This window comes from Salmonella sp. SAL00670, assembly GCF_046552235.1.
GTDB lineage: Bacteria > Pseudomonadota > Gammaproteobacteria > Enterobacterales > Enterobacteriaceae > Salmonella > Salmonella enterica.
The window spans coordinates 787356-807763 of sequence record NZ_JBGDUO010000001.1 but is presented as its reverse complement, the minus strand read 5'-3'; the positions used below and the strand labels follow the sequence as shown (position 1 = coordinate 807763).

The window sequence follows — 20408 nt, the reverse complement described above, 5'->3', positions numbered from 1 at the left end:
ATTGTTAATTTTAACAACTGATATACACTGCGGTTGCCACCTGCAAGCAGCGCTCAATGAGATCGAATAATGAAAAAATATCAACGTCTGGCGGAGCAAATTAGAGAACAAATCGCCTCTGGCGTTTGGCAACCCGGCGATCGATTACCCTCGCTGAGGGAGCAGGTCGCCAGTAGCGGCATGAGTTTTATGACTGTCGGTCATGCGTACCAGTTGCTGGAAAGTCAGGGACGGATTATCGCCCGTCCGCAATCTGGTTATTATGTCGCGCCGCATCCGGTTTGTCGGTCAGTCGCGACGGCAGCGCACGTTATTCGGGATGAAGCCGTAGATATCAATACCTATATTTTTGAGATGCTGCAGGCGAGCCGTGATACCTCTGTGGTGCCCTTTGCCTCAGCGTTTCCCGATCCGCGTCTGTTTCCCTTGCCGCAATTGAACCGCTCTCTGGCGCAGGTCAGTAAAACCGCGACGGCAATGAGCGTCATCGAAAACTTGCCGCCAGGTAATGCAGAATTGCGCTATGCGATAGCACGCCGTTACGCGCAGCAGGGGATTACCGTTTCTCCTGACGAGATTGTCATTACCGCCGGCGCGCTGGAAGCGTTGAATCTTAGTTTACAGGCGGTGACGGCGCCGGGAGACTGGGTGGTGGTGGAGAACCCCTGTTTCTACGGTGCGCTACAGGCCCTGGAGCGATTGCGCCTGAAAGCGTTGTCGATACCTACCGATGTTAAAGAAGGTATCGATCTTATGGCGCTGGAACAGGCGTTACAGGAATATCCGGTGAAAGCGTGCTGGTTAATGACCAACAGTCAGAATCCATTAGGGTTCACGCTGAGTGCTGAGAAAAAAGCGCGGCTGGTCGCGTTACTCACGCACCATAACGTGACGCTAATTGAAGACGATGTTTATAGCGAACTCTACTTTGGCCGCGAGAAACCTCTGCCTGCCAAAGCATGGGATCGCGACGATACCGTGTTGCATTGTTCGTCTTTTTCCAAATGTCTGGTTCCCGGTTTTCGCATTGGCTGGGTTGCGGGAGGAAGCCATGCCAGACAAATTCAGCGTTTGCAGTTAATGAGCACATTATCCACCAGTTCCCCCATGCAATTGGCGTTAGTGGATTATCTCTCGACACGTCGATATGACGCGCATCTGCGCCGATTGCGAAGGCAGCTTGCCGAACGTAAACAGCAAGCCTGGCAAACCCTTTTGCGCCATCTCCCGGCGGAAGTAAAAATTCACCATAACGATAGCGGTTATTTTCTTTGGCTGGAGCTACCTGAGCAGCTTGATGCCGGTGAACTTAGCGCCAAAGCGCTTGAACACCTTATCAGTATCGCGCCGGGGAAAATGTTTTCAACGTCCGGCGCCTGGACGCGTTTCTTTCGTTTTAACACCGCATGGCATTGGGGAGAACGGGAAGAACAGGCCGTAAAACAGCTTGGCAGCCTGATTCGCGAGATGCTGAGCGCTAAAAGCCTTGTGTGAGGTGGAATGCGTGTCAGCTCACAACCTGACTAAATTTCCCGAGTGTGCCGGGTGAGCATCTGGCGCGCCGTCTATTTTTAGGAAAGCGGCGGCCCGTTCGCCGGAAATCGATTAATGACGATATGGGAAAATGCTATGCAATATCAATTACTGATTAATGGCGTGCTGGTGGACGGCGAGGGAGAAAGGCAGTCTGTTTATAACCCGGCGACAGGCGAGGTCATACTTGAGATTGCGGAAGCGTCGCCCGCGCAGGTTGACGCCGCAGTGCTGGCCGCCGATAGCGCGTTTGCCGAATGGGGGCAGACCACACCCAAAGCACGGGCGGAATGTCTGTTAAAACTGGCGGACAGCATCGAGCAAAACGCCCTTGAGTTCGCCCGGCTTGAATCGCAAAACTGCGGTAAGCCTTTGCACTGCGTAATTAATGATGAAATTCCGGCAATCGTGGATGTTTTTCGCTTTTTTGCCGGCGCGGCCCGTTGTTTGAGTGGGCTGGCGGCGGGCGAATATCTGGAAGGACATACGTCGATGATCCGCCGGGATCCGATTGGTGTAGTTGCCTCTATCGCGCCGTGGAATTATCCGCTCATGATGGCGGCCTGGAAGCTGGCGCCAGTGCTGGCGGCAGGTAACTGCGTGGTGATTAAGCCTTCTGAAATCACGCCGCTGACGGCGCTTAAACTTGCCGCGCTGGCGAAGGATATCTTTCCGCCGGGGGTGCTCAATGTCCTGTTCGGACGAGGGCAGACTGTTGGCGATGTATTGACCGGTCATGAAAAAGTACGCATGGTCTCTTTAACCGGTTCTATCGCGACCGGGGAGCATATTCTGCGCCATACTGCGCCAGCGATAAAACGTACGCATATGGAACTCGGTGGTAAAGCCCCGGTGATTGTTTTTGATGACGCCGATCTGGATGCGGTGGCGCAGGGCGTCCGGACTTTCGGTTTCTATAATGCCGGACAGGATTGTACTGCGGCGTGCCGTATATACGCGCAGCGCGGTATCTATGATGCGCTGGTCGAAAAGCTGGGGAACGCGGTGAGCAGCCTGAAAATGGGCGCGCCGGAGGATGAGTCGACAGAGCTGGGGCCGTTAAGTTCGCTGGCGCACCTGAAGCGCGTCACAGCGGCAGTAGAGGAGGCGAAGGCCCTCAGCCATATCCGAGTGATTACTGGCGGAAGTCAAACGGAAGGTAAAGGTTACTATTTCGCTCCGACGTTGCTGGCAGACGCCAGACAGGAAGATGCCATCGTTCAACGCGAGGTCTTCGGCCCGGTGGTCAGTATAACCGTCTTTGATGATGAAGATCAGGTTCTGAGGTGGGCCAACGATTCTCGCTATGGTCTGGCATCCTCCGTCTGGACTCAGGACGTCGGGCGGGCGCACCGGCTTAGCGCCAGATTGCAGTATGGCTGTACCTGGATTAATACCCATTTCATGTTGGTTAGCGAGATGCCGCATGGAGGGCAAAAACAGTCGGGATACGGCAAAGATATGTCATTGTATGGTCTGGAAGACTACACCCTTGTCCGCCACATCATGGTTAAGCATTAAGGATCATTTACTGTTCAGAAAAATCGTGAAAAAATAGGCGGGTGTCGGCGGAGAGGGGGACCTCCCCGCCAACATGCGCAGCAAGTACTCAAAGGTTGAACACCTCAAGCAAACCAGCCGAATCTCAACGAGATCAGACCCAAAAGTCCTGCAGCAGCAAAGACATTAATCAGCACGACGGTTTTACTGGAAACATTCATTTTCGCCACCTTTCATCATAACCCCTATGGGTATAGTACGGGTTGGCGAGATCCGCAATAATACGTAAACAGGATATTCTGTGAGCGGAGCCGTGCATTGAGAACGTTTTGCTGTTAAGGCTGATAAACCTTGATGTGTGTCAAATAAAAAGAGCATATTGCGCGCGTTTTTTCCTCTGGTTGGCGCGGATGCCTGATATGACCCTCTTTCAAAAGATATTAATTTTTTACGCCGTCATGGCGGTGATATCATTCCTGATCACCTGGTTTTTGACTCATGACAAAAAACGAATTCGTTTCCTGAGCGCCTTTTTGGTTGGCGCGACATGGCCGATAAGTTTCCCCGTCGCATTGCTGTTTTCGCTTTTCTGACCTCAAGCCCGATACAGGTTACCGGGCATGGTTTTTCCGCCAGGTCAGGCTATCAGGGCAATTAATTGCGCTCTGTCTACGTCGGTAACGTCCTGCGGATGCCGATATCCTGCGTTCTCATTGGCCAGGGTATACAGCGCAACAAGCCAGTCATAGACATAGCGGCTGGCGGCGTGAACGGGCTGTTCGTCAAGCTTTGTTAGACGCAACATTGTCGAACGCGGTGTTGCGGCGAAAATGGCTGCGCCTTTCTGAACGCGGCTGGCCGGGCGTTGGGCCTCCTCGATATTGGCGTAGCCGAGCCAGGCGATGAAGTTACCAATGATGGCATGAAGCTGCGCGCCGCTCACCTCCTCGCGCTGCATGGTTTTCTGTAACTGCTGAGGTAAACCGAGGCGATAGCTGGCGGTAATTAAAATCTCCGCCACGGCGTTGAGCATCTGCGGTTCCAGTCCCAGACGCTGCGCATTATCCCGGCAGTGGGCCCACTGGCGCAGATGATTGATCCACATTTTGTGCGCCTGGTAGCCTGTTTCGTGACCTTCTGACGCTGAAGCGCGCGTTGGTTCGTCGGCAAAGAGATCGATCGCGTCATTAAATAAACCGCTGACCTGTTCTTCTCGCGACTGTCGGGTGCGCAGCAACGCTTCGAAATTCTGTACTGGCGGTAACAGCCCGGCCAGCAGGTCGCCATGTCTGGCGGCCTGGGCCTGAAGACGCCGGATCACGGTTTCAACCGGTAGCCGCGCGTCATCAAACATCGGTAACAGATCGCGCACGCGGCCTCGCAGTTGTGCGCGTAACGCCTGTAAGCGCGCCTGTCGCTGTGGTGCCGATGTCGCCTGCGATAACCACTCCACCAAACGCTGCATACTGTGTTTATCCAGCGCCTGCAACGTTCCCCAATGCACGCCAGGTTTACCCATCAACTGCTGGACGGCTTCATCCAGATTTTGCTGGGTGGCAAAACGGGCATCCTGTGGAGTAATAGCCCAGACGACGCCGGGTAACGCTGATTCATGCTGCGGCTGCGTGGCGTTAACCCACTCCAGTAAGTGACGGGCGGCGGTGGACGTTTGCGAGCGAGATGCCAGAGCATTGCAAATCACCAGAACATCGGGCTGTATCTGCTGACGGTAATGGGCCAGCATCCAGCCTAATTTCGCCCGCCATAACGGATGAGGATGACTGTCTGGCGCGACCGGAATATCCAGTAAATCAACGTTATCCAGTACGCTGTTTTCAACGGTTAGCACCAGTTCGCGGGTAAGCAGCGCCAGAGAATCAAGCGAAAGGCTGACCGCATTGAGCAGTCTGCCTTCCTTAACCGGATGCACCACCACATCGCTTTGCGTATCGCTGGCGGTTAGCGCCATTTGCGTCAGGAAGTTTTCCGCCGGTAAGCCAAAATGATCGACCAGCAGGCTGAGCGGCGCCGCCAGTTCCCCGGCATGGCCGGTTTGTTGCAACATATGCGCCAGCGCCAGCCATTGCTGGGTGATCTCCGGTTGCTCTCCCCACAGTAATGCCCAGGCGTGCGCCCGTGTCGTGAGATCCAGCGCAGGCAAGAGCGAGGCAAAGTGTTGCCATGTCGCATCATCAATATGTTGTCTGGCGGACGGCAGGCAAGAGCGCCAGAAACTCGCGATGGTCGCTACCTCTTCAGCGGTAACGCCGGGGACGGGCTGCGGTTGGCGAAGCGATTGCCATTTCTCCAGGCGTGATGTGATAATGGATTTTTCGACCTGGCGACAAATGGGGGACGCGCTGGTCCAGGCAATAAAGATCTGCACCAGTTCAGCTTCACTGATCAAGCGCAGGCGCAACGGCCAGCCGTTCTCGTTTGAAAAAATGTCGCGCGTAAAGCGAATTGCCATATTCGCTGGCGCATGACCCGGATTGATGTGGCTGAAATAATCATAGTCACGGTCCGGCGTGATAATTTCCAGCTTGCCATTCTCGTTACCGCATAGCGTCGTTAACAGATGCGCTTTTGCGGATTGCGCATACCCGTACAGACCAACGCAGCCATGTGACGCGCAGGCGGCGTTGAGCGCTGACTCATCCGCCGCGGCAAGCGTAAGTTGCGCCAGCAGAGCGTCGGCTTCGTCATCCAGCCGCGTTGCGTAACGGCGCGTGTTGTTAACCCACTCGATAACAGCCTGGGTGGCGTTTAACGGTTTTGTCATTTCAGGTATACACTCCCGCTATCTATCCAGTAGTGGCTGCCGCTGTGGCGACGGTCAGCCAGCGTATTCAATTTTAATGTCAGCGCATCGGCGGCGACCGGCGTCCCGTCCTGGAGCCAGGCATCACTTAATATGAACGATTCCGGGGCGCTATCTTTGCTACTGCCGCGTAATTTCAGTCGCACATTCAGTACGCCGTCGCCAGCGATGGTTTTCGCCAGTTCGGCGGAATTAATACTCAGGCAATAGAGTGGGGTTGCCGGCCAGCGACTGTTCGCCAGTTGACGAAAGCCCAACGTCACGTTGCCGCGTAGCGGAAAATGCAAGCGAGCGTCCAGCGTTGCGCCGGGTTTATCCAAATCGATCTCGTGATACCAGATATTTTCATCGCGAAGGGTATTAACGGTATTATCCAGTACGCCGAGATAACGTACAGTCGAATACGCGCCGATATCAGCCGCTTTAAAATTGAAACGCGGCAGACGTAAGTCCAGCGCCAGGCTGCATAACATCGCGCCCACCGCAGCAGTGGATTTTGGATTGCCGATACGCCCTTGCTGACTGAAGGGATACCATTCATGTACCTGATACTTATCCATCCACACAATGCGATTAACCGGCACCGGTTGTAAGTGCCGGATGAGCGCCTGTACGCCGGGTAAACAGGTCGGTCTCCCCGTCACCAGCAAGATATCGCAGTGATAGTGGGAGATCGCTTCGCAAACCGCATGAAGCGGCGTTGTCAGCGTAAACTGACCGGCCAGCAGAGCCTCCTGAAGCTGGCTAAACTGGATTTGCAACGGCACATTGAATATATCAAATGTCGGCGAACCAGACGGTAAGGCATGATCGATCGCCTGCTGGATATAGTTCATCACGTTGCTTGTTGGGCGGCGGATCAGCAGATCGCCAAATGTCGCATGTAAACCGGCAAACGGATCGTTAATGTCGCTTTGCTCCCAGGCGGAAAGTACCGCATGGCCCAGCGGCATAAATAATTGCAGCGCCGTTTGCTGGCGCAAAATGGCCTGAGTATCAATTCGTCCCGAATCACCAAATAAGGTCGCCAGCAGGGCGGCGGCATCCGTAACGCCTGCCCGTTGCAACGCCGTTTGCAGGGAAGGGAGTACGCAACGCTGAATGATATCTAATAGCAGATCGTCCCCGGCGACTTTAAAACCTTCGCGAAACAGGAGATGAGGCGTAATTTTTACATTGGCCCCCACGCCGTCATCTAACTGATAGTGAACGATCGCCATATCCGTCGTGCCGCCGCCGATATCAATCGATGCCACGCGCAACGCGCGCCCGGGGACGACGCCGGGTTCAGGCTGGCGATCCGGTCTGGCCAGCGCATTAAAAAAGGATTCGGTACGCCCGGCGTAATGCGAAATGGCTTCGTTATAAAGCCATACCAGTTGGCCGCAACTTGCTTCGTCCCATTCCATCTGTATTTCTGGTACCGGCACCACGCTTTTTTCACGCTGCTTAGGCGTGGTGAAATCCTCATCCTGCGGATGCCAGCCCATGGCTTTCCAGACCAGCGCCAGCGCTTCAAACATTCGCTGGCGGAAAATTTCTCGCTCCTGTTTCGGCATGGCGGAAGGCAGCGTTAAAATCAGGGTGCGTAGCTGGCGCGGCGAGGCGGGAAAGCCGAGCCGCAGCCGGGTGGCGACGCTGTTAATTTGCCCCAGCGCCTGAGCCAGAATTTCGCACAACATATGCGTCATCAAGGTGCTACGGCTGTATTGCGGCGAAAAAACCGGTAGCCTTTCTTCATACGGCAGGCGGAATAACGGCTGTCCGTCATCGTTCATCAGATTCATCAGCGGAAACGCGGTGGCAAGCGGTTCGCGCTGCGTTTTACCGTGGATCTGGCTAAAACGCCAGTCCTGCAAGGCGGGGGTTTCATCCCACAGGTAGCGACGTGGGCTGGAGATACCGCTGCTGCCTTCGGTGCCCACACGCTGCATAGCAAGGGCGCGAGCCTCGTCGCCCACACGCACAATGGAAGGCCAGACAAAGGCGTCGTCTCGTCCGCTTTCGACAGAAAAGTGTTGCTTGCCAAAGCGTGCTTCCGAGAATTCTACCCGGCTGGTAAATAAAGGATCGTTCAGATACTGCGGCTCGCTTAAAGAACGCACCTGAAGCTCTGCCGTCTGGCGTAACCCGTCATTCGCATCGCCATGATCCTCGATCAAGACGCCGCAGGTATGCGTATTGCCGACATCCAGAATCAGATCGACCGGGATTGCGGGCGTGCTTAACGTATGTGTCACAAACTTCACTTCCGGCACCGTAAGCTGTTCGCCTAACAGCGTCAGTAAATTCAACCAGTGCGCCTGATACTCAAAACTACGCAGCGCTTGCTGAATGGCCTGTTCCGAACGGTTTTCCACCTGTGAGGCATACTGAAGAAACGACTCGCGCAGCCAGCCGTCAATCCATGTCTGGTCAAGAAAATCGGCAACTTCTTCATCGCGCCAGGCGAGCGCAAAACGTGTGCCATTGAGCAGATCGTTTTCGCAAGGCGCCAACGCCGCAGGCATATTTTTTGCCAGCTGACTGTCGAAGGCGAGGGTGATGCGGTGTGTGTTTCCGGCGCTATCTGGCTCGCTGAGTTTACGTACCTGAATGCGCGCCCAGTTATCCGGCCCGTCAATAAAGGTACGCGGCGGATTAAAACGCAGGAACGGCAGGGGGAGCCAGATTCCGTCGAGTACATCCAGAGAATAGTGCAGCGTCTGAGTGCTTTCCGGTTTCACGACTTCGGGTTGGCCGCCAGCACGTCCTGGCAACGTGTAGCGCCCGCTGGTCAGATCAAAATCGAGGCGCAGTAGCGGGCCGTTTGCCGTTTTGCGCACAAAACGTCCGTAGTGGGCCGACTCTTGCGGCGTTAAGCCAAAATCAAGAAACTGGACGCCGCTGTTTGCAATGAGCGTGACGCTCTGTTTGTAATCACACAGATTGACCAACATAAAATCAGGCACCTATCTTTTTAAACGTCAACGGAATTGCCGCGTGGTCGCCATAACGGGCGGTACAGGTTGCGACGTCATTGACGCCTGCTTTACAGGTAATTTCCGGCATCGGATAACGTGAACCGTCGGTGCAGCGCGCATTGCCGCGACTTTTAATCATCAGCTCGCCCGTTTGATGCAGACCAGAGAAAATTTCCGCCCGACAAACCACGTTATCGCCATGTACTACGCGCGCGATGCCTTTGTTATTTTGGATCTGATAACGCAGAGAGGGCGGCTTGCCGGTAATCGGATCTTTGACATCCACACTGATGCGCCAGCTACCGTTTAAAAAGCGCGTGGTTCCAAGCTTCATCTGCGTATTGTCCATCACCAGCGCGTCTTTGGGGATAGCGGCAATGATAACAGGCGCTTCCGGCAACGGCGCCGCTTTGGGGGCGGGCGTCACCTCAGCGCGATGCAGCGGCAAATGCGCGGTGAGTTCAGGCAAGGGGGTAACGTCAGTTTTCGCGGTAGCGACAGGCGCGGCGCGAACAGGAGAGGCCCCGTCAACGGATGAAGATGGCCAGAAAAAAGGCGTGGCGACGGCGGCGATAACCACGGCAGCGACAGGTAAGCTCCACAGCGGTAGACGACGAGCTCTTTTCGCCTCAGCAACCGGGATAGGTGCGGCAGGCTTCGGCTCGCTAACGATAACGGGCGGCGCAGCAGGTTCCTCCGGCATTTTCGGCGGCTCAATGACAGACGTTAACAAAGGTTCATCCGCCTGACTAAATGCCGCCTCTACCAGCGGCTTTTCTTCGGGCTCCGGCTCGACCAGAGGGATGTCGGGGATTGCCTCGGTTACCCGCAGGCAGTCCAGCACATCATCGCGTGTATTTTCGTTGAGATTAACGAATCCCCAGAAGGTGATAACCGGTTTGCCGTTAACCAGGAAAACATGATTTTCACCGGGAAATTGCGTCGCTTTCTCAAGTAGCGAACCAAATAGCTGGAGCGCTGTTTTACCGGATTGCAGACTTTTGCGACTGAGTGCAGCCGCGCTTTCAAAAGTGCTGGCTAAATAACGTAAAGCCCGAGAACGTGTCTCTTCGTCAGCCGCTTTCCACGCTATCGCCTGACCTTCAATCGGCGAATACCAGTCAACCCGATCGCCATTATCGTTAAGTTGCGGAATCGCCAGACAGTCAACCATCGCCTGCTGTTTACGCAGACGAAGCGTTTCGCGAATTTGCAATGCTGATTCAAATACGGCCTGACCGCCGCCGCCCACGGCCTGATAATCATCCAGATTGCCGCTGCGCAAGAGAGATTTTGCCACGTTGTTATCCCTTAGACTTCTTCACGCGTCTACTTTACGGGGTCTATACGCAAGCAAACGGCGGAAGAAAGGCAAAAAGGCGCGAATTCTCGGTCTATTAAGCCCCGTGTTTCCACTTGACGTAAGTTAAATCAGGGTGGCGGCGGCGAATTACCGCATCGGGCGACAATAACGCGTATAATAGGCGAATCATGCTATTACAGAATAAAGAGTAGGAGAGCTTATGTCGCACCTGGAGGAAGTGAGCGCCCGCGTGGATGCCGCCATCGCGGAGAGCGTAATTACCCATATGAATGAATTGCTGATTGCCTTGAGCGATGACGCTGAATTACGTCGCGAAGATCGTTATGTGCAGCAGCAGCGTTTACGCACGGCTATCGCGCATCACGGCAGGCAATATCAAGAAGATCGGGACGCGCGCCGCGAGCAGCTCACCAAAGGCGGCACGATCCTGTAATCCATTAAAACTGGCGCTTCGCAATCAGCCATGCGCCAATGACCAGCAACAGCGCGCCAAACGCCGGCCCGACCATTGCGCGTAACGTGACGCCGTGGCTACGCGCAATATCCAGCGCCAGTCCGCCGATTAACTGGCTGGCGACCAGTACCGCGATAGTCGTCGCGGCGCCAACGTTCTGATACCCGCTAATGCTGGCAAATACAAAAAATGACCCCAGCAGACCGGGGATCAAAGTCCACCAGCGAACGCTGGCGACCAGCTCGCCGAAGCCCGTAGCGCCTTGCTTAAACCACAATATCGTCACAAATAAAACGATCCCTACCAGCGAGTTCAACAGCATAGCGATCAGAATCGTCGATGATGTCTGCGTAATACGCACCATAATACTGTTTTGTACCACCAGCCCGACGCCGGCGGCGATCAAAAAGATAAGCGTCAGCGACTGGTTCATCAGCAGGCGTCCGGCGCGGCGTGTTCATCAAGCTGGAGCTGCATAAACGTAAGATCTAACCAACGGCCAAATTTTACGCCGACCTGCGGCATTTGCGCGGTGACGGTAAATCCCAGCGAATGATGCAGGCGTATCGAGGCGGCATTCTGTGACTCAATACCGGCCACCATCACATGCTTGCCGCAGCGTCGGGCTTCATCGATCAGTCTGCTGAGCAGTTTTCGCCCCAGTCCTTTCCCCTGGTGCGCCGGATGAACATAAACCGAGTGCTCGACGGTATAGCGAAAACCGTCGAAACTGCGCCAGTCGCCAAATGATGCATAGCCAGTCACCACGCCATTTTCTTCGCTTACCAGCACCGGATAGCCCAGTAATTGACGGGCCTCATACCAGGCAAGGCGATTATCCGTATCGACCGTCCGATCGTTCCAGATGGCCGCAGTATGTAATACCGCATGGTTATAGATTTCGGTAATCGCGGCGCAGTCTGCTTTATCGGCAAAGCGAATCGTCATAGGGAACCCCAGGGAATGTTTACGATAGTGTTAGAAATACTATTGAAGGCGGCATAAATCAACGCATTAGCGCAAGAATTCATATTTAGCGAGAGGGGAAAGAAAGTCGTTCATAAAAGCGCACAGCCTGATATCTGAGAGTGTTTAACTCCCTCAGAAAGCTAATGTTCGACTATTATTGATGGATTATGCCAGGCATGAGGAGAATAGAATGAAGCAACAGACCAACCGAAATCGTCGTTGGGTTTTGGCCTCGCGTCCCCACGGCGCGCCGCAGATGGATAACTTCCGCCTCGAAGAAGATGACGTCGCGACGCCCGGTGAAGGGCAGGTGCTATTGCGTACCGTTTTTTTATCACTCGACCCTTATATGCGTGGCCGCATGAGCGATGAACCCTCTTATGCGCCGCCTGTGGAACCTGGCTGCGTTATGGTTGGCGGTACGGTCAGTCGCGTTGTCGCGTCGAACCATCCTGATTACCGACCAGACGAATGGGTGTTGAGTTACAATGGCTGGCAGGATTATGACATTTCAGATGGCGAAGGGTTGGTAAAGCTGGGTGATAATCCGCAACATCCTTCCTGGTCGTTGGGAGTTTTAGGGATGCCGGGGTTTACCGCCTATATGGGGTTACTGGATATCGGTCAGCCGAAAGAGGGCGAAACGCTGGTTGTCGCCGCCGCCACCGGCCCCGTAGGCGCAACGGTTGGGCAAATTGGCAAGCTGAAGGGCTGCCGGGTCGTGGGTATTGCCGGCGGTGCGGAAAAATGCCGCCATGCGACAGACGTTTTGGGATTTGATCTGTGCCTTGATCATCACGCTGATAATTTCCCACAACAGCTTGCGCAGGCCTGCCCGCAGGGAATCGATATCTATTATGAGAATGTCGGCGGTAAAGTCTTTGACGCCGTCTTACCGCTACTGAATACATCGGCGCGGATTCCGCTCTGCGGTCTGGTCAGCGGCTACAATGCGACAGCGTTGCCGGACGGTCCAGACAGACTGCCTCTGCTGATGGCGACATTACTTAAAAAGCGTATTCGTCTGCAAGGTTTTATCATCAACCAGGACTATGGTCACCGGATACATGAGTTTCAGCAAGAAATGGGGCGTTGGATCAAAGAAGGGAAAATACATTATCGGGAGCAGATTACTGATGGGCTGGAAAATGCGCCAGAAGCGTTTATGGGGCTGCTGGCGGGGAAGAACTTTGGCAAAGTCGTGATACGTTTAGCGGACGATGCGTAAAGAAAAAATGGCGGCATTATGTCGCCATAAAAATGTGCAAATTTTAAAATTCCGGCTTTACTTATATTCATCATTCAGATCGCGGTGGGGCAGCTTATCTCCCTCAGCGGCCTGAACCGGTCAAAAATCTCGATACATGAAGGAATGACGGAGATAAAACGGTTGCCATAAAGAAACCTGTATTGTTGTAAAAGATGAGAATATCACGCAAGTAAATTATCACTTTTATTTATTTGGCCGTTCAGGCCTGGATTATCTTTTTTACAATTAAGTTCCGAAACTTCTTCGGGACTCGATTGCGATGTTGTTCTGCCAAGAGGTGAAGGAAGGAAAATGCCGGGTACGGAAAAAACACAACATATAAGCCTGACCACACAGGTTGAAAATCGGTTAAAGCATCAATTGTCTATTGGCGCATTAAAACCAGGCGCAAGGCTTATCACTAAAAATATCGCTCAAGAGTTAGGCGTCAGTATTACGCCGGTGCGTGAAGCCCTGTTAAGGCTGGTCTCTTCCAGTGCTTTGGCGGTGGCGCCAGCACAGGCGTTTATGGTGCCGGAGATTTCACTGGAAAGTTTGCTGGAAATTAATACGATTCGTACTGCCCTGGAGGAGATGGCGGTGGTCGCCGCTGCGGGTAAGATTACCCCGGATCGCGAGCAGACGCTGAATGCGCTATTAGATGAATTTCAACAGGCGCTGGAAAGTGGCGTTATGGAGAAAATTCTTTTGGCCAACCGCGCATTCCGCTTTGAGATCTACCACTACGCGGATATGCCAACGCTGTATGCCATGATCGAGCAATTATGGGTACGCCTGGGGCCAAGTCTGCATTTTTTATATGATAATTTTAAACTTGATGATTATCAAAACGGCGTTAATCTGTACAGAAAATTGCTTAATGCGTTAGTGACTGGTGATAAAGAAGCCAGTCGCCACTGCCTACAGAACGTTTTGCAACAAAACGTAGCGACGATTAAAAATCAGTACTTCATGTAACTTTCATGAAACTATGACTAATCAATAGCGGGGATGCCCCGCTATTGCCGGATATTTATTCAAATTGCCATGCCAGATTAATCCCCACGCCATAGTTACGCCCTGGCGCTGGCTCATAATATCGGCCATTAGATTCATTAACGATCACCGAACCGATATATTCTTTATCAAATAGATTATCTACCCGCCCAAAAATATCGACGGTAAGCTGACTGTAATTAAATTTATACCCTGTATTTAGTCCAACAACGGTATACGAAGGCGCTTTGGCGGTATTTTCATCATTGGCCATGATATCGCCCATATACCGAACGTCTGTTCCGGCGTACCACCCCTCATCCGGGATAAAACCTAATGAGGCGAATCCCATATTACGGGCGATGCCGGGCATCCGGTTTCCATCACAGTTTTGCCCCTGACAAACGTTACTGCGATAGGTCGCATCCAGCCAGGTCCATGATGCTTTCACCCGCCAGTCGCCGGCGAAGCGCTGGTCCAACGCGAGCTCTGCGCCCTGGCGGCGCGTTTTGCCCGCGTTTTTGTAGGTAGTGCGTCCTCCCATACTGCTGGCGACGACAATTTCATCATCGGTATCAGTTTGAAATAACGCGGCGGTCAACAAGCCATTGCCAATCCGCGTTTTACTGCCGACTTCCACCGTATCATTGGTCGACGGTTTGAGGTCAAAGTTGAACCCGCTTTGGCCGTCAGCGCGATAAGAAAGTTCATTGATAGTGGGAGTTTCAAATCCGCGACCGGCAGCAAGATAGAGATTCCAGGCGTCAGTTAACGCATATTTTAGCGATCCGGCGGGTAGCCAGTGGTGATAGCTGGCGTCGCCGCTGTCATCGCCATTGCCGGGCGCGATATAGTGATCGTTAGAATCGAACCACACGGAACTGTAGCGCACGCCAGCATCCAGCGAGAGTTTTTGCGTAAGCTGCCACTGGGTTTGCAGATAAGGATCGACATTCCACATCAGGTTACGCTCATCCCGCCGTAAATCGCCTTTATGCCCGAACTCAGGGGTGCCGTTGTTGAGACGGAAATTATTGTAACCCTTGCGGTTTTCGCTCATGTTTTCATAGTTTAACCCGCCAGTGAAGGTGACCGGCACACCTAATTCTCCCCGGTGAGTCCAGCGGGAATCAATTCCCTGATAGTGGCGTTGCAGTGTAATTACGCCGCCAGCCTGGGCTGGTTTTAGCTGTGCCACCAGGGGAATAGACTGGTATTGCGTGGTTTCCCGCTCTCCGGCGTAGGCCATCACGCTGATATCATCCTGCGCGCTGAGCTGACGTTCATAACGCAATCCTGCCTGAGTTTGTTTGATGGTTTTACGCGTATTGTACTGTTCAGCGCGGGGCGCCTGTTGCGGATCGGCTTTCCATTCAGATTCGGTAAGTCCGCCGGGATCGTCCGCCTTAATGTCCACACTATTAAAAATCAGCGAGAGTTTACTGACATCGTCAAGGCGCACGCCCAGTTTGGCATTAGCCAGATTTTTTCGCGCGCCGCTGTGATCGCGGTAGCCGTGGGTGGTGAAACGGGTAGTTGATACCGTGTAATCCACGTCGCCAGGCTGTGTGCCGTCACCCATCGCGCCCGTGGCTTTTAGCCCATAGCGCCAGCTTCCATAACTGCCGTAGTAGCTGCTGGCCTCAAGGGTGGGCGGCTGTCTCCCGGTTTCGGTGGTGACATTTATTACGCCGCCGGAAGCATTGCCGTATAGCGCTGAGAAGGGGCCGCGTAACACTTCAACGTTTTGTATGCTGTTAATATCAATATTCGAAATCTGGCCTTGTCCATCCGGCATGGTGGCGGGAATGCCATCAACATACAGACGAATGCCGCGCACGCCAAAGGCGGAACGCGAGCCAAATCCACGGATAGAGATTTGCAGATCCTGCGCGTAGTTCTGCCGGTTTTGCACCTGCAATCCCGGGACGCTGGTTAAAGACTCAGATAAATTAACGCGCGGCGTCGCCAGACGCATGTCTTCTCCCTCAATGACGCTAACGGCGGCAGGTGTATCCAGTTCGGATACGGTTTGCGGCGTTGCGGTGACTATCATGGTTTGTTCATTGGACGCGCTGGCGGCCTGAAGGACCGGGGAGAAGGTCAGAGGCAATAAGAGGGCGGGATAAAGTCGCTGTCTAACGGAAATAATTTTCATGAAAATGCCGGATAAATGTAAGCGTATCAACGGAAAACGTGACATTAAGGGTAGTCAATATGTAAAGTTTTGAAATTTTAATCGCACATTAAGTTAAGAAAATGTGCGTTATTTAAGTGCCATGACATTCGCAGGCGAGGAAAAGCTCCACTTTCTGATAAATAATGATTATTATTCTCAACTTATAATAAGTGCGGAACGAAGATCCCGCGCAGTGAAGTAGTGTGAAGCAGCTATACACGTTTTTATCAAAGGGAGTCGTCATGCACTTACGTCATCTTTTTTCGCCGCGCCTGCGTGGTTCTTTATTGTTAGGTTCGCTCCTCGTCGCATCCTCATTTAGCACGCTGGCGGCGGAAGACATGCTGCGTAAAGCGGTAGGCAAAGGCGCTTATGAGATGGCCTGGAGTCAGCAAGAAAACGCGCTCTGGCTGGCTACATCGCAAAGCCGTAAACTGGATAAAGGCGGCGTAGTTTATCGTCTCGACCCGGTGACGCTGGAAATCACGCAAGCGATTCATAACGATCTCAAGCCGTTCGGCGCCACCATCAATGCCGCGACCCAAACGCTGTGGTTTGGCAATACCATTAACAGCGCTGTTACCGCGATTGATGCCAAAACGGGTGATGTAAAAGGTCGTCTGGTACTTGATGCGCGCAAACGTACTGAAGAGGTTCGTCCGTTACAGCCCCGTGAGCTGGTTGCCGATGCGTCTACCAACACGATCTACATTAGCGGTGTTGGTAAAGAGAGTGCTATTTGGGTAGTGGATGGCGAAACCATCAAACTGAAAACGACGATCGAAAATACCGGCAAAATGAGTACGGGTCTGGCGCTCGACAGTAAAGCGCAACGCCTGTACACCACCAATGCGGATGGCGAATTTATCACCATCGATACCGCCAGCAATAAAATTCTCAGTCGTAAGAAGTTGCTGGATGACGGTAAAGAACACTTCTTTATTAACCTGAGTCTCGATACCGCAGGTCATCGCGCGTTTATCACCGACTCGAAGGCGACTGAGGTTCTGGTTGTCGATACCCGTAATGGCAATATTCTTGCCAAAATCGCGGCGCCTGCTTCTTTGGCCGTCCTGTTTAACCCGACACGTAACGAGGCGTATGTGACACATCGTCAGGCAGGTCAGGTCAGCGTGATCGATGCGAAGACCTATAACGTTGTTAAAACGTTCGATACGCCGACGTACCCGAATAGCCTGGCGCTATCGGCAGACGGTAAAACGCTCTACGTCAGCGTGAAGCAGAAATCGACACGTGAGCAGGAAGCGACGCAGCCGGATGATGTTATTCGCATTGCTTTGTAAATAGGGTATGGAGGGGGAAACCCCTCCAGTCATCTCTTTAAACGCACCGATACGCCTCGTTACACCCCGCCGATAGCCTGATGATTCTGTGAGAATTACACTGCCTTTTTGCTGTAGTTAACTCATTATATTCACGAGGAAAATATGAAAAAGTTATTTATATGCTCAGGTTTGGGCATGATGTTTTTTATGCTTGCGGGTTGCACAACCAACTATGTAATGACGACGAAGAATGGGCAAACGATCGTAACTCAGGGTAAGCCACAGTTAGATAAAGAGACGGGGATGACCAGTTATACCGATCAGGAAGGCAACCAGCGGGAAATTAACAGCAATGATGTGGCGCAGTTGATTAAGGCTGACTAAGCATTGGGCGCGATGCGGTGTTGGCGGCAACACGCATTAAACCCGGCAGGCCTGGGGCTGCCGGGGAAGGGTAATGTTATGTCGCTGCTTCTTCTTTCAATACGACACTCTCTGTCGAATCCGCCGTCACTGGCGCAGTGCGATGGATCTCCGCCACGCGACGTCGCACGCCAAACCAGCCGGCGACCAGCAGAATAGCGATCAGCGGCAACGAGGCGATAGTGTAAGTTCCATTCGGGTAGTCAAACGCCATGAGTACCAGCACGCTTAGTAAAAACAGCAGCGTTAGCCAGGAGGTAAAAGGCGCGCCGGGCAGTTTAAAACTGACGTCTGCGGCTTTGCCTTCTTTTATCGCCTGGCGTAAACGCATCTGGCACACCATGATAAACGCCCACGACGCGATAATGCCGAGCGAGGCAAAATTAAGAACGATCTCGAACACGCGGGAGGGGACCAGGTAATTCAGGAACACGCCGACCACGTAAACCACCAGAGTCGCCAGAATACCCGCATAGGGCACATGCTGACGGCTCATTTTCGCCATGAATTTCGGCGCGGAACCCCCCATCGACATTGAACGTAAAATTCTCCCCGTACAGTAAAGCCCGGAGTTCAGGCTGGAAAGCGCGGCGGTTAACACCACGATATTCATAATACTGCCGATATAAGGCACGCCAAGTTTAGAAAAGAAGGTGACAAACGGACTTTGCCCCGCCTGGTAGGCGTTCCACGGCAGCAGTAAAACCAGCAATACGACCGATCCTACATAGAAAAGACCAATACGCCAGATCACGCTATTGATGGCTTTTGGCACCATCGTCTGTGGATCTTTGCACTCCCCAGCGGCGGTACCGACCAGTTCAATCGACGCAAAAGCGAACACCACGCCCTGAATCAGTACCAGCGCGGGCAACAGGCCGTGCGGGAAAAAGCCGCCATTATCTGTAATCAGGTGAAAACCGGTGGCATTACCCTCAAGCGGTTGACCGGTACCGAGAAAAATCGTGCCTACCACCAGGAAGATAACAATGGCGAGTACTTTTATCAGCGCGAACCAGAACTCCATTTCGGCAAACCATTTTACGCCGATCATGTTCATGGTACCGACAATGGTTAACGCGCCGAGCGCGAACACCCATTGCGGAACGTCGCCAAATGCGCCCCAGTAGTGCATATATAACGCCACTGCGGTGATATCGACGATCCCGGTCATCGCCCAGTTAATAAAGTACATCCAGCCTGCGACGTAGGCCGCTTTTTCACCCAAAAACTCACGGGCGTAGGAGACGAAGCTCCCGCTGGAAGGGCGATGCAATACCAGTTCGCCCAGCGCGCGTAAAATGAAAAAAGAAAAAATGCCGCATATCAGATAGACCAGCGCCAGTGCCGGTCCGGCCATTTGCAATCGGGCGCCTGCACCTAAAAATAAACCGGTGCCAATCGCGCCGCCGATAGCAATCATCTGAACCTGACGATTCCCCATCGCTTTGTGATACCCCTCTTCATGGGCGTTCAGCCAGCGTCGTTTCGCCGCATGTTGTTCTGCGGCGTGCGTAGTCTGTGTTTTCATTACGTTACCTGTTATAGCCTGTCCTGACAGAAAAATTCCTTATGCCGCGACGGGCGCTCACCAATCGATTGCCTGCAATGGCGAATGCCGCTTTTCCCTGATTCTGTGACAGGGATAAAACCGCCGGCGGAGCATCCTACCTGCAATTGTTAAATGACGCAAAACATACGGAAAGAACAAAATGAGGATGTCGAGTTTATTTGTGTGGTCAGATGTGGTGCGGTGTGGTCACGATTCAGCCAGATAAGACGCCAGCACAAATCCGCAGTGATTGCGTTGCGCAATAATTAATCAGAGTTAATCCCTGCAGGGATTTATGGTCATAGATATGACCTCGAACGATAAACCACCTGACGATATTGAAGCAGCATAAGATCAGGCCGTTGCGCCTGTTATTCTCATTTCCTCCTGAAAATGTATGCCTTTGAGCAATTTTGTTGATTGACATATCGTCATAATGAGAGAGGAGTAGGACATATAAAGCTATTGAGCAAAATTTGAAGGAGTAGGATATGCCACATACATCAGTTTCTACCTATGCCAGAGCTTTATCAGGAAATAAGCTACCTCATGTTGCTGCAGGAGATTATGAAAATAAATTATCAACAAAAATCATGAAAGGCATCTTGTATGTGCTTACAGCAGGATTAGCCTACGGATTTACAAGAGTAATTGAACATTATTGTAATGTTACGCCTAAAGTTGCGGAGTTCTGTGCCAATGCAGGGAATATCCATAATCACCTTGCTGATGCTGTACGTGATGGACTGTTTACTATAGATGTCGAGCTTTCTGATGGTCGGATGTTAACATTCGAACAACTCTCGCTGATAGCTGAAGGTAAGCCAATCGTCAGGATATCGGATGGCAAGCATACCGTTGAGGTTGAGGGGACCTTTGAAGAGATTTGTATGAGACTGGAAGAGGGCTTTTTTGAAGCGCCAGCGTACTATGATTATGATATTGATGAAAAATATAAAACCGTCAGAGAGCGAATGGCAGCATATAATGCCTTACCTCAGGCATTAGGCGCCATTCCGTGTTTAGAATATTATATCGCTCGGGCCAGCAACATGCAGGAGGCGAAAGCGCAATGGGCGGCCGACATAAAAGCTCGCTACCATAACTATTTGGACAATTATTAAAAAGCGTTTATGTTTAGCCAGTTTTGTTAGAAATC

The 20408-nt window shown here is 52.6% G+C and carries 17 protein-coding genes; 9 read left to right on the top strand and 8 right to left on the bottom strand.

Annotated elements, in window-relative coordinates; translation table 11 throughout:
- The first annotated feature begins 69 nt into the window (after positions 1 to 69).
- Together ycdR and patD are read left to right on the top strand one after the other, a co-directional pair.
- Positions 70 to 1494, top strand: coding sequence for a GntR family transcriptional regulator YdcR (gene ycdR, locus ACLJRS_RS04010; protein WP_000760692.1), 1425 nt, complete (start codon positions 70 to 72; stop codon positions 1492 to 1494).
- Positions 1495 to 1608: 114 nt separating this feature from the next.
- Positions 1609 to 3054, top strand: coding sequence for an aminobutyraldehyde dehydrogenase (patD, locus tag ACLJRS_RS04005; protein WP_410957752.1), 1446 nt, complete (start codon positions 1609 to 1611; stop codon positions 3052 to 3054).
- Between the two features lie 104 nt (positions 3055 to 3158).
- Here patD and yncL read toward each other — a convergent pair whose 3' ends face one another.
- Positions 3159 to 3254 (bottom strand): stress response membrane protein YncL, encoded by a 96-nt coding sequence (gene yncL, locus ACLJRS_RS04000; RefSeq protein ID WP_001103198.1) that lies wholly within the window; start codon positions 3252 to 3254, stop codon positions 3159 to 3161.
- A 198-nt stretch (positions 3255 to 3452) separates the two neighbouring features.
- Between yncL and ACLJRS_RS03995 the strand changes: the two genes are divergently transcribed.
- Positions 3453 to 3626 carry a GhoT/OrtT family toxin gene (locus ACLJRS_RS03995; RefSeq protein WP_001522647.1) on the top strand — a complete coding sequence of 58 codons (174 nt, stop codon included), beginning with the start codon at positions 3453 to 3455 and terminating at the stop codon, positions 3624 to 3626.
- A 44-nt stretch (positions 3627 to 3670) separates the two neighbouring features.
- Here the strand turns inward: ACLJRS_RS03995 and srfC are convergent, their stop codons facing one another.
- The 3 genes from srfC to srfA are packed head-to-tail and all read right to left on the bottom strand — an operon-like array spanning position 3671 to position 10117.
- Positions 3671 to 5815 carry a virulence-associated effector SrfC gene (gene srfC / locus ACLJRS_RS03990; RefSeq protein ID WP_000165619.1) on the bottom strand — a complete coding sequence of 715 codons (2145 nt, stop codon included), beginning with the start codon at positions 5813 to 5815 and terminating at the stop codon, positions 3671 to 3673.
- Complete coding sequence (locus ACLJRS_RS03985; RefSeq protein WP_000960832.1) at positions 5812 to 8793, bottom strand: virulence factor SrfB; 2982 nt, start codon at positions 8791 to 8793, stop codon at positions 5812 to 5814. Before ACLJRS_RS03985 ends, srfC begins: the two co-directional genes overlap by 4 nt.
- Positions 8794 to 8797: 4 nt before the next feature.
- Positions 8798 to 10117, bottom strand: a complete 1320-nt coding sequence (gene srfA, locus ACLJRS_RS03980) for a virulence-associated effector SrfA (protein ID WP_001129948.1) — start codon at positions 10115 to 10117, stop codon at positions 8798 to 8800.
- 223 nt (positions 10118 to 10340) lie between these two features.
- Between srfA and ACLJRS_RS03975 the strand changes: the two genes are divergently transcribed.
- Complete coding sequence (locus ACLJRS_RS03975) at positions 10341 to 10574, top strand: YdcY family protein (RefSeq protein WP_000018721.1); 234 nt, start codon at positions 10341 to 10343, stop codon at positions 10572 to 10574.
- A gap of 4 nt (positions 10575 to 10578) precedes the next feature.
- Here the strand turns inward: ACLJRS_RS03975 and ACLJRS_RS03970 are convergent, their stop codons facing one another.
- On the bottom strand, positions 10579 to 11028 hold the full coding sequence (locus ACLJRS_RS03970) for a DMT family transporter (RefSeq protein ID WP_001076571.1): 450 nt from the start codon (positions 11026 to 11028) through the stop codon (positions 10579 to 10581).
- Positions 11028 to 11543 (bottom strand): L-methionine sulfoximine/L-methionine sulfone acetyltransferase, encoded by a 516-nt coding sequence (gene mddA, locus ACLJRS_RS03965; protein ID WP_000155373.1) that lies wholly within the window; start codon positions 11541 to 11543, stop codon positions 11028 to 11030. The genes ACLJRS_RS03970 and mddA overlap by 1 nt, the downstream gene beginning before the upstream one ends.
- Before the next feature lie 211 nt (positions 11544 to 11754).
- Between mddA and ACLJRS_RS03960 the strand changes: the two genes are divergently transcribed.
- Both ACLJRS_RS03960 and mcbR read left to right on the top strand, forming a co-directional pair.
- Complete coding sequence (locus ACLJRS_RS03960; protein WP_001522633.1) at positions 11755 to 12792, top strand: NADP-dependent oxidoreductase; 1038 nt, start codon at positions 11755 to 11757, stop codon at positions 12790 to 12792.
- 333 nt (positions 12793 to 13125) lie between these two features.
- Positions 13126 to 13791, top strand: coding sequence for a colanic acid/biofilm transcriptional regulator McbR (gene mcbR, locus ACLJRS_RS03955; RefSeq protein ID WP_001119592.1), 666 nt, complete (start codon positions 13126 to 13128; stop codon positions 13789 to 13791).
- 55 nt (positions 13792 to 13846) lie between these two features.
- Here the strand turns inward: mcbR and pqqU are convergent, their stop codons facing one another.
- Positions 13847 to 15967: a TonB-dependent receptor PqqU gene (gene pqqU / locus ACLJRS_RS03950; protein ID WP_000692055.1), complete on the bottom strand. Its 2121-nt coding sequence runs from the start codon at positions 15965 to 15967 to the stop codon at positions 13847 to 13849.
- A gap of 263 nt (positions 15968 to 16230) precedes the next feature.
- Here pqqU and ACLJRS_RS03945 point away from each other — a divergent pair, with 263 nt between their 5' ends.
- The gene (locus tag ACLJRS_RS03945) at positions 16231 to 17292 is read left to right on the top strand and encodes a YncE family protein (protein WP_000550641.1); all 1062 of its coding nucleotides are present in this window, start codon (positions 16231 to 16233) and stop codon (positions 17290 to 17292) included.
- A gap of 144 nt (positions 17293 to 17436) precedes the next feature.
- Positions 17437 to 17658, top strand: a complete 222-nt coding sequence (locus ACLJRS_RS03940) for a YgdI/YgdR family lipoprotein (protein ID WP_000732362.1) — start codon at positions 17437 to 17439, stop codon at positions 17656 to 17658.
- A gap of 76 nt (positions 17659 to 17734) precedes the next feature.
- Here ACLJRS_RS03940 and ansP read toward each other — a convergent pair whose 3' ends face one another.
- Positions 17735 to 19228 (bottom strand): L-asparagine permease, encoded by a 1494-nt coding sequence (ansP, locus tag ACLJRS_RS03935; RefSeq protein WP_000857112.1) that lies wholly within the window; start codon positions 19226 to 19228, stop codon positions 17735 to 17737.
- Between the two features lie 512 nt (positions 19229 to 19740).
- Here ansP and steA point away from each other — a divergent pair.
- Positions 19741 to 20373: a type III secretion system effector SteA gene (gene steA, locus ACLJRS_RS03930; protein WP_001120858.1), complete on the top strand. Its 633-nt coding sequence runs from the start codon at positions 19741 to 19743 to the stop codon at positions 20371 to 20373.
- Positions 20374 to 20408 lie beyond the last annotated feature (35 nt).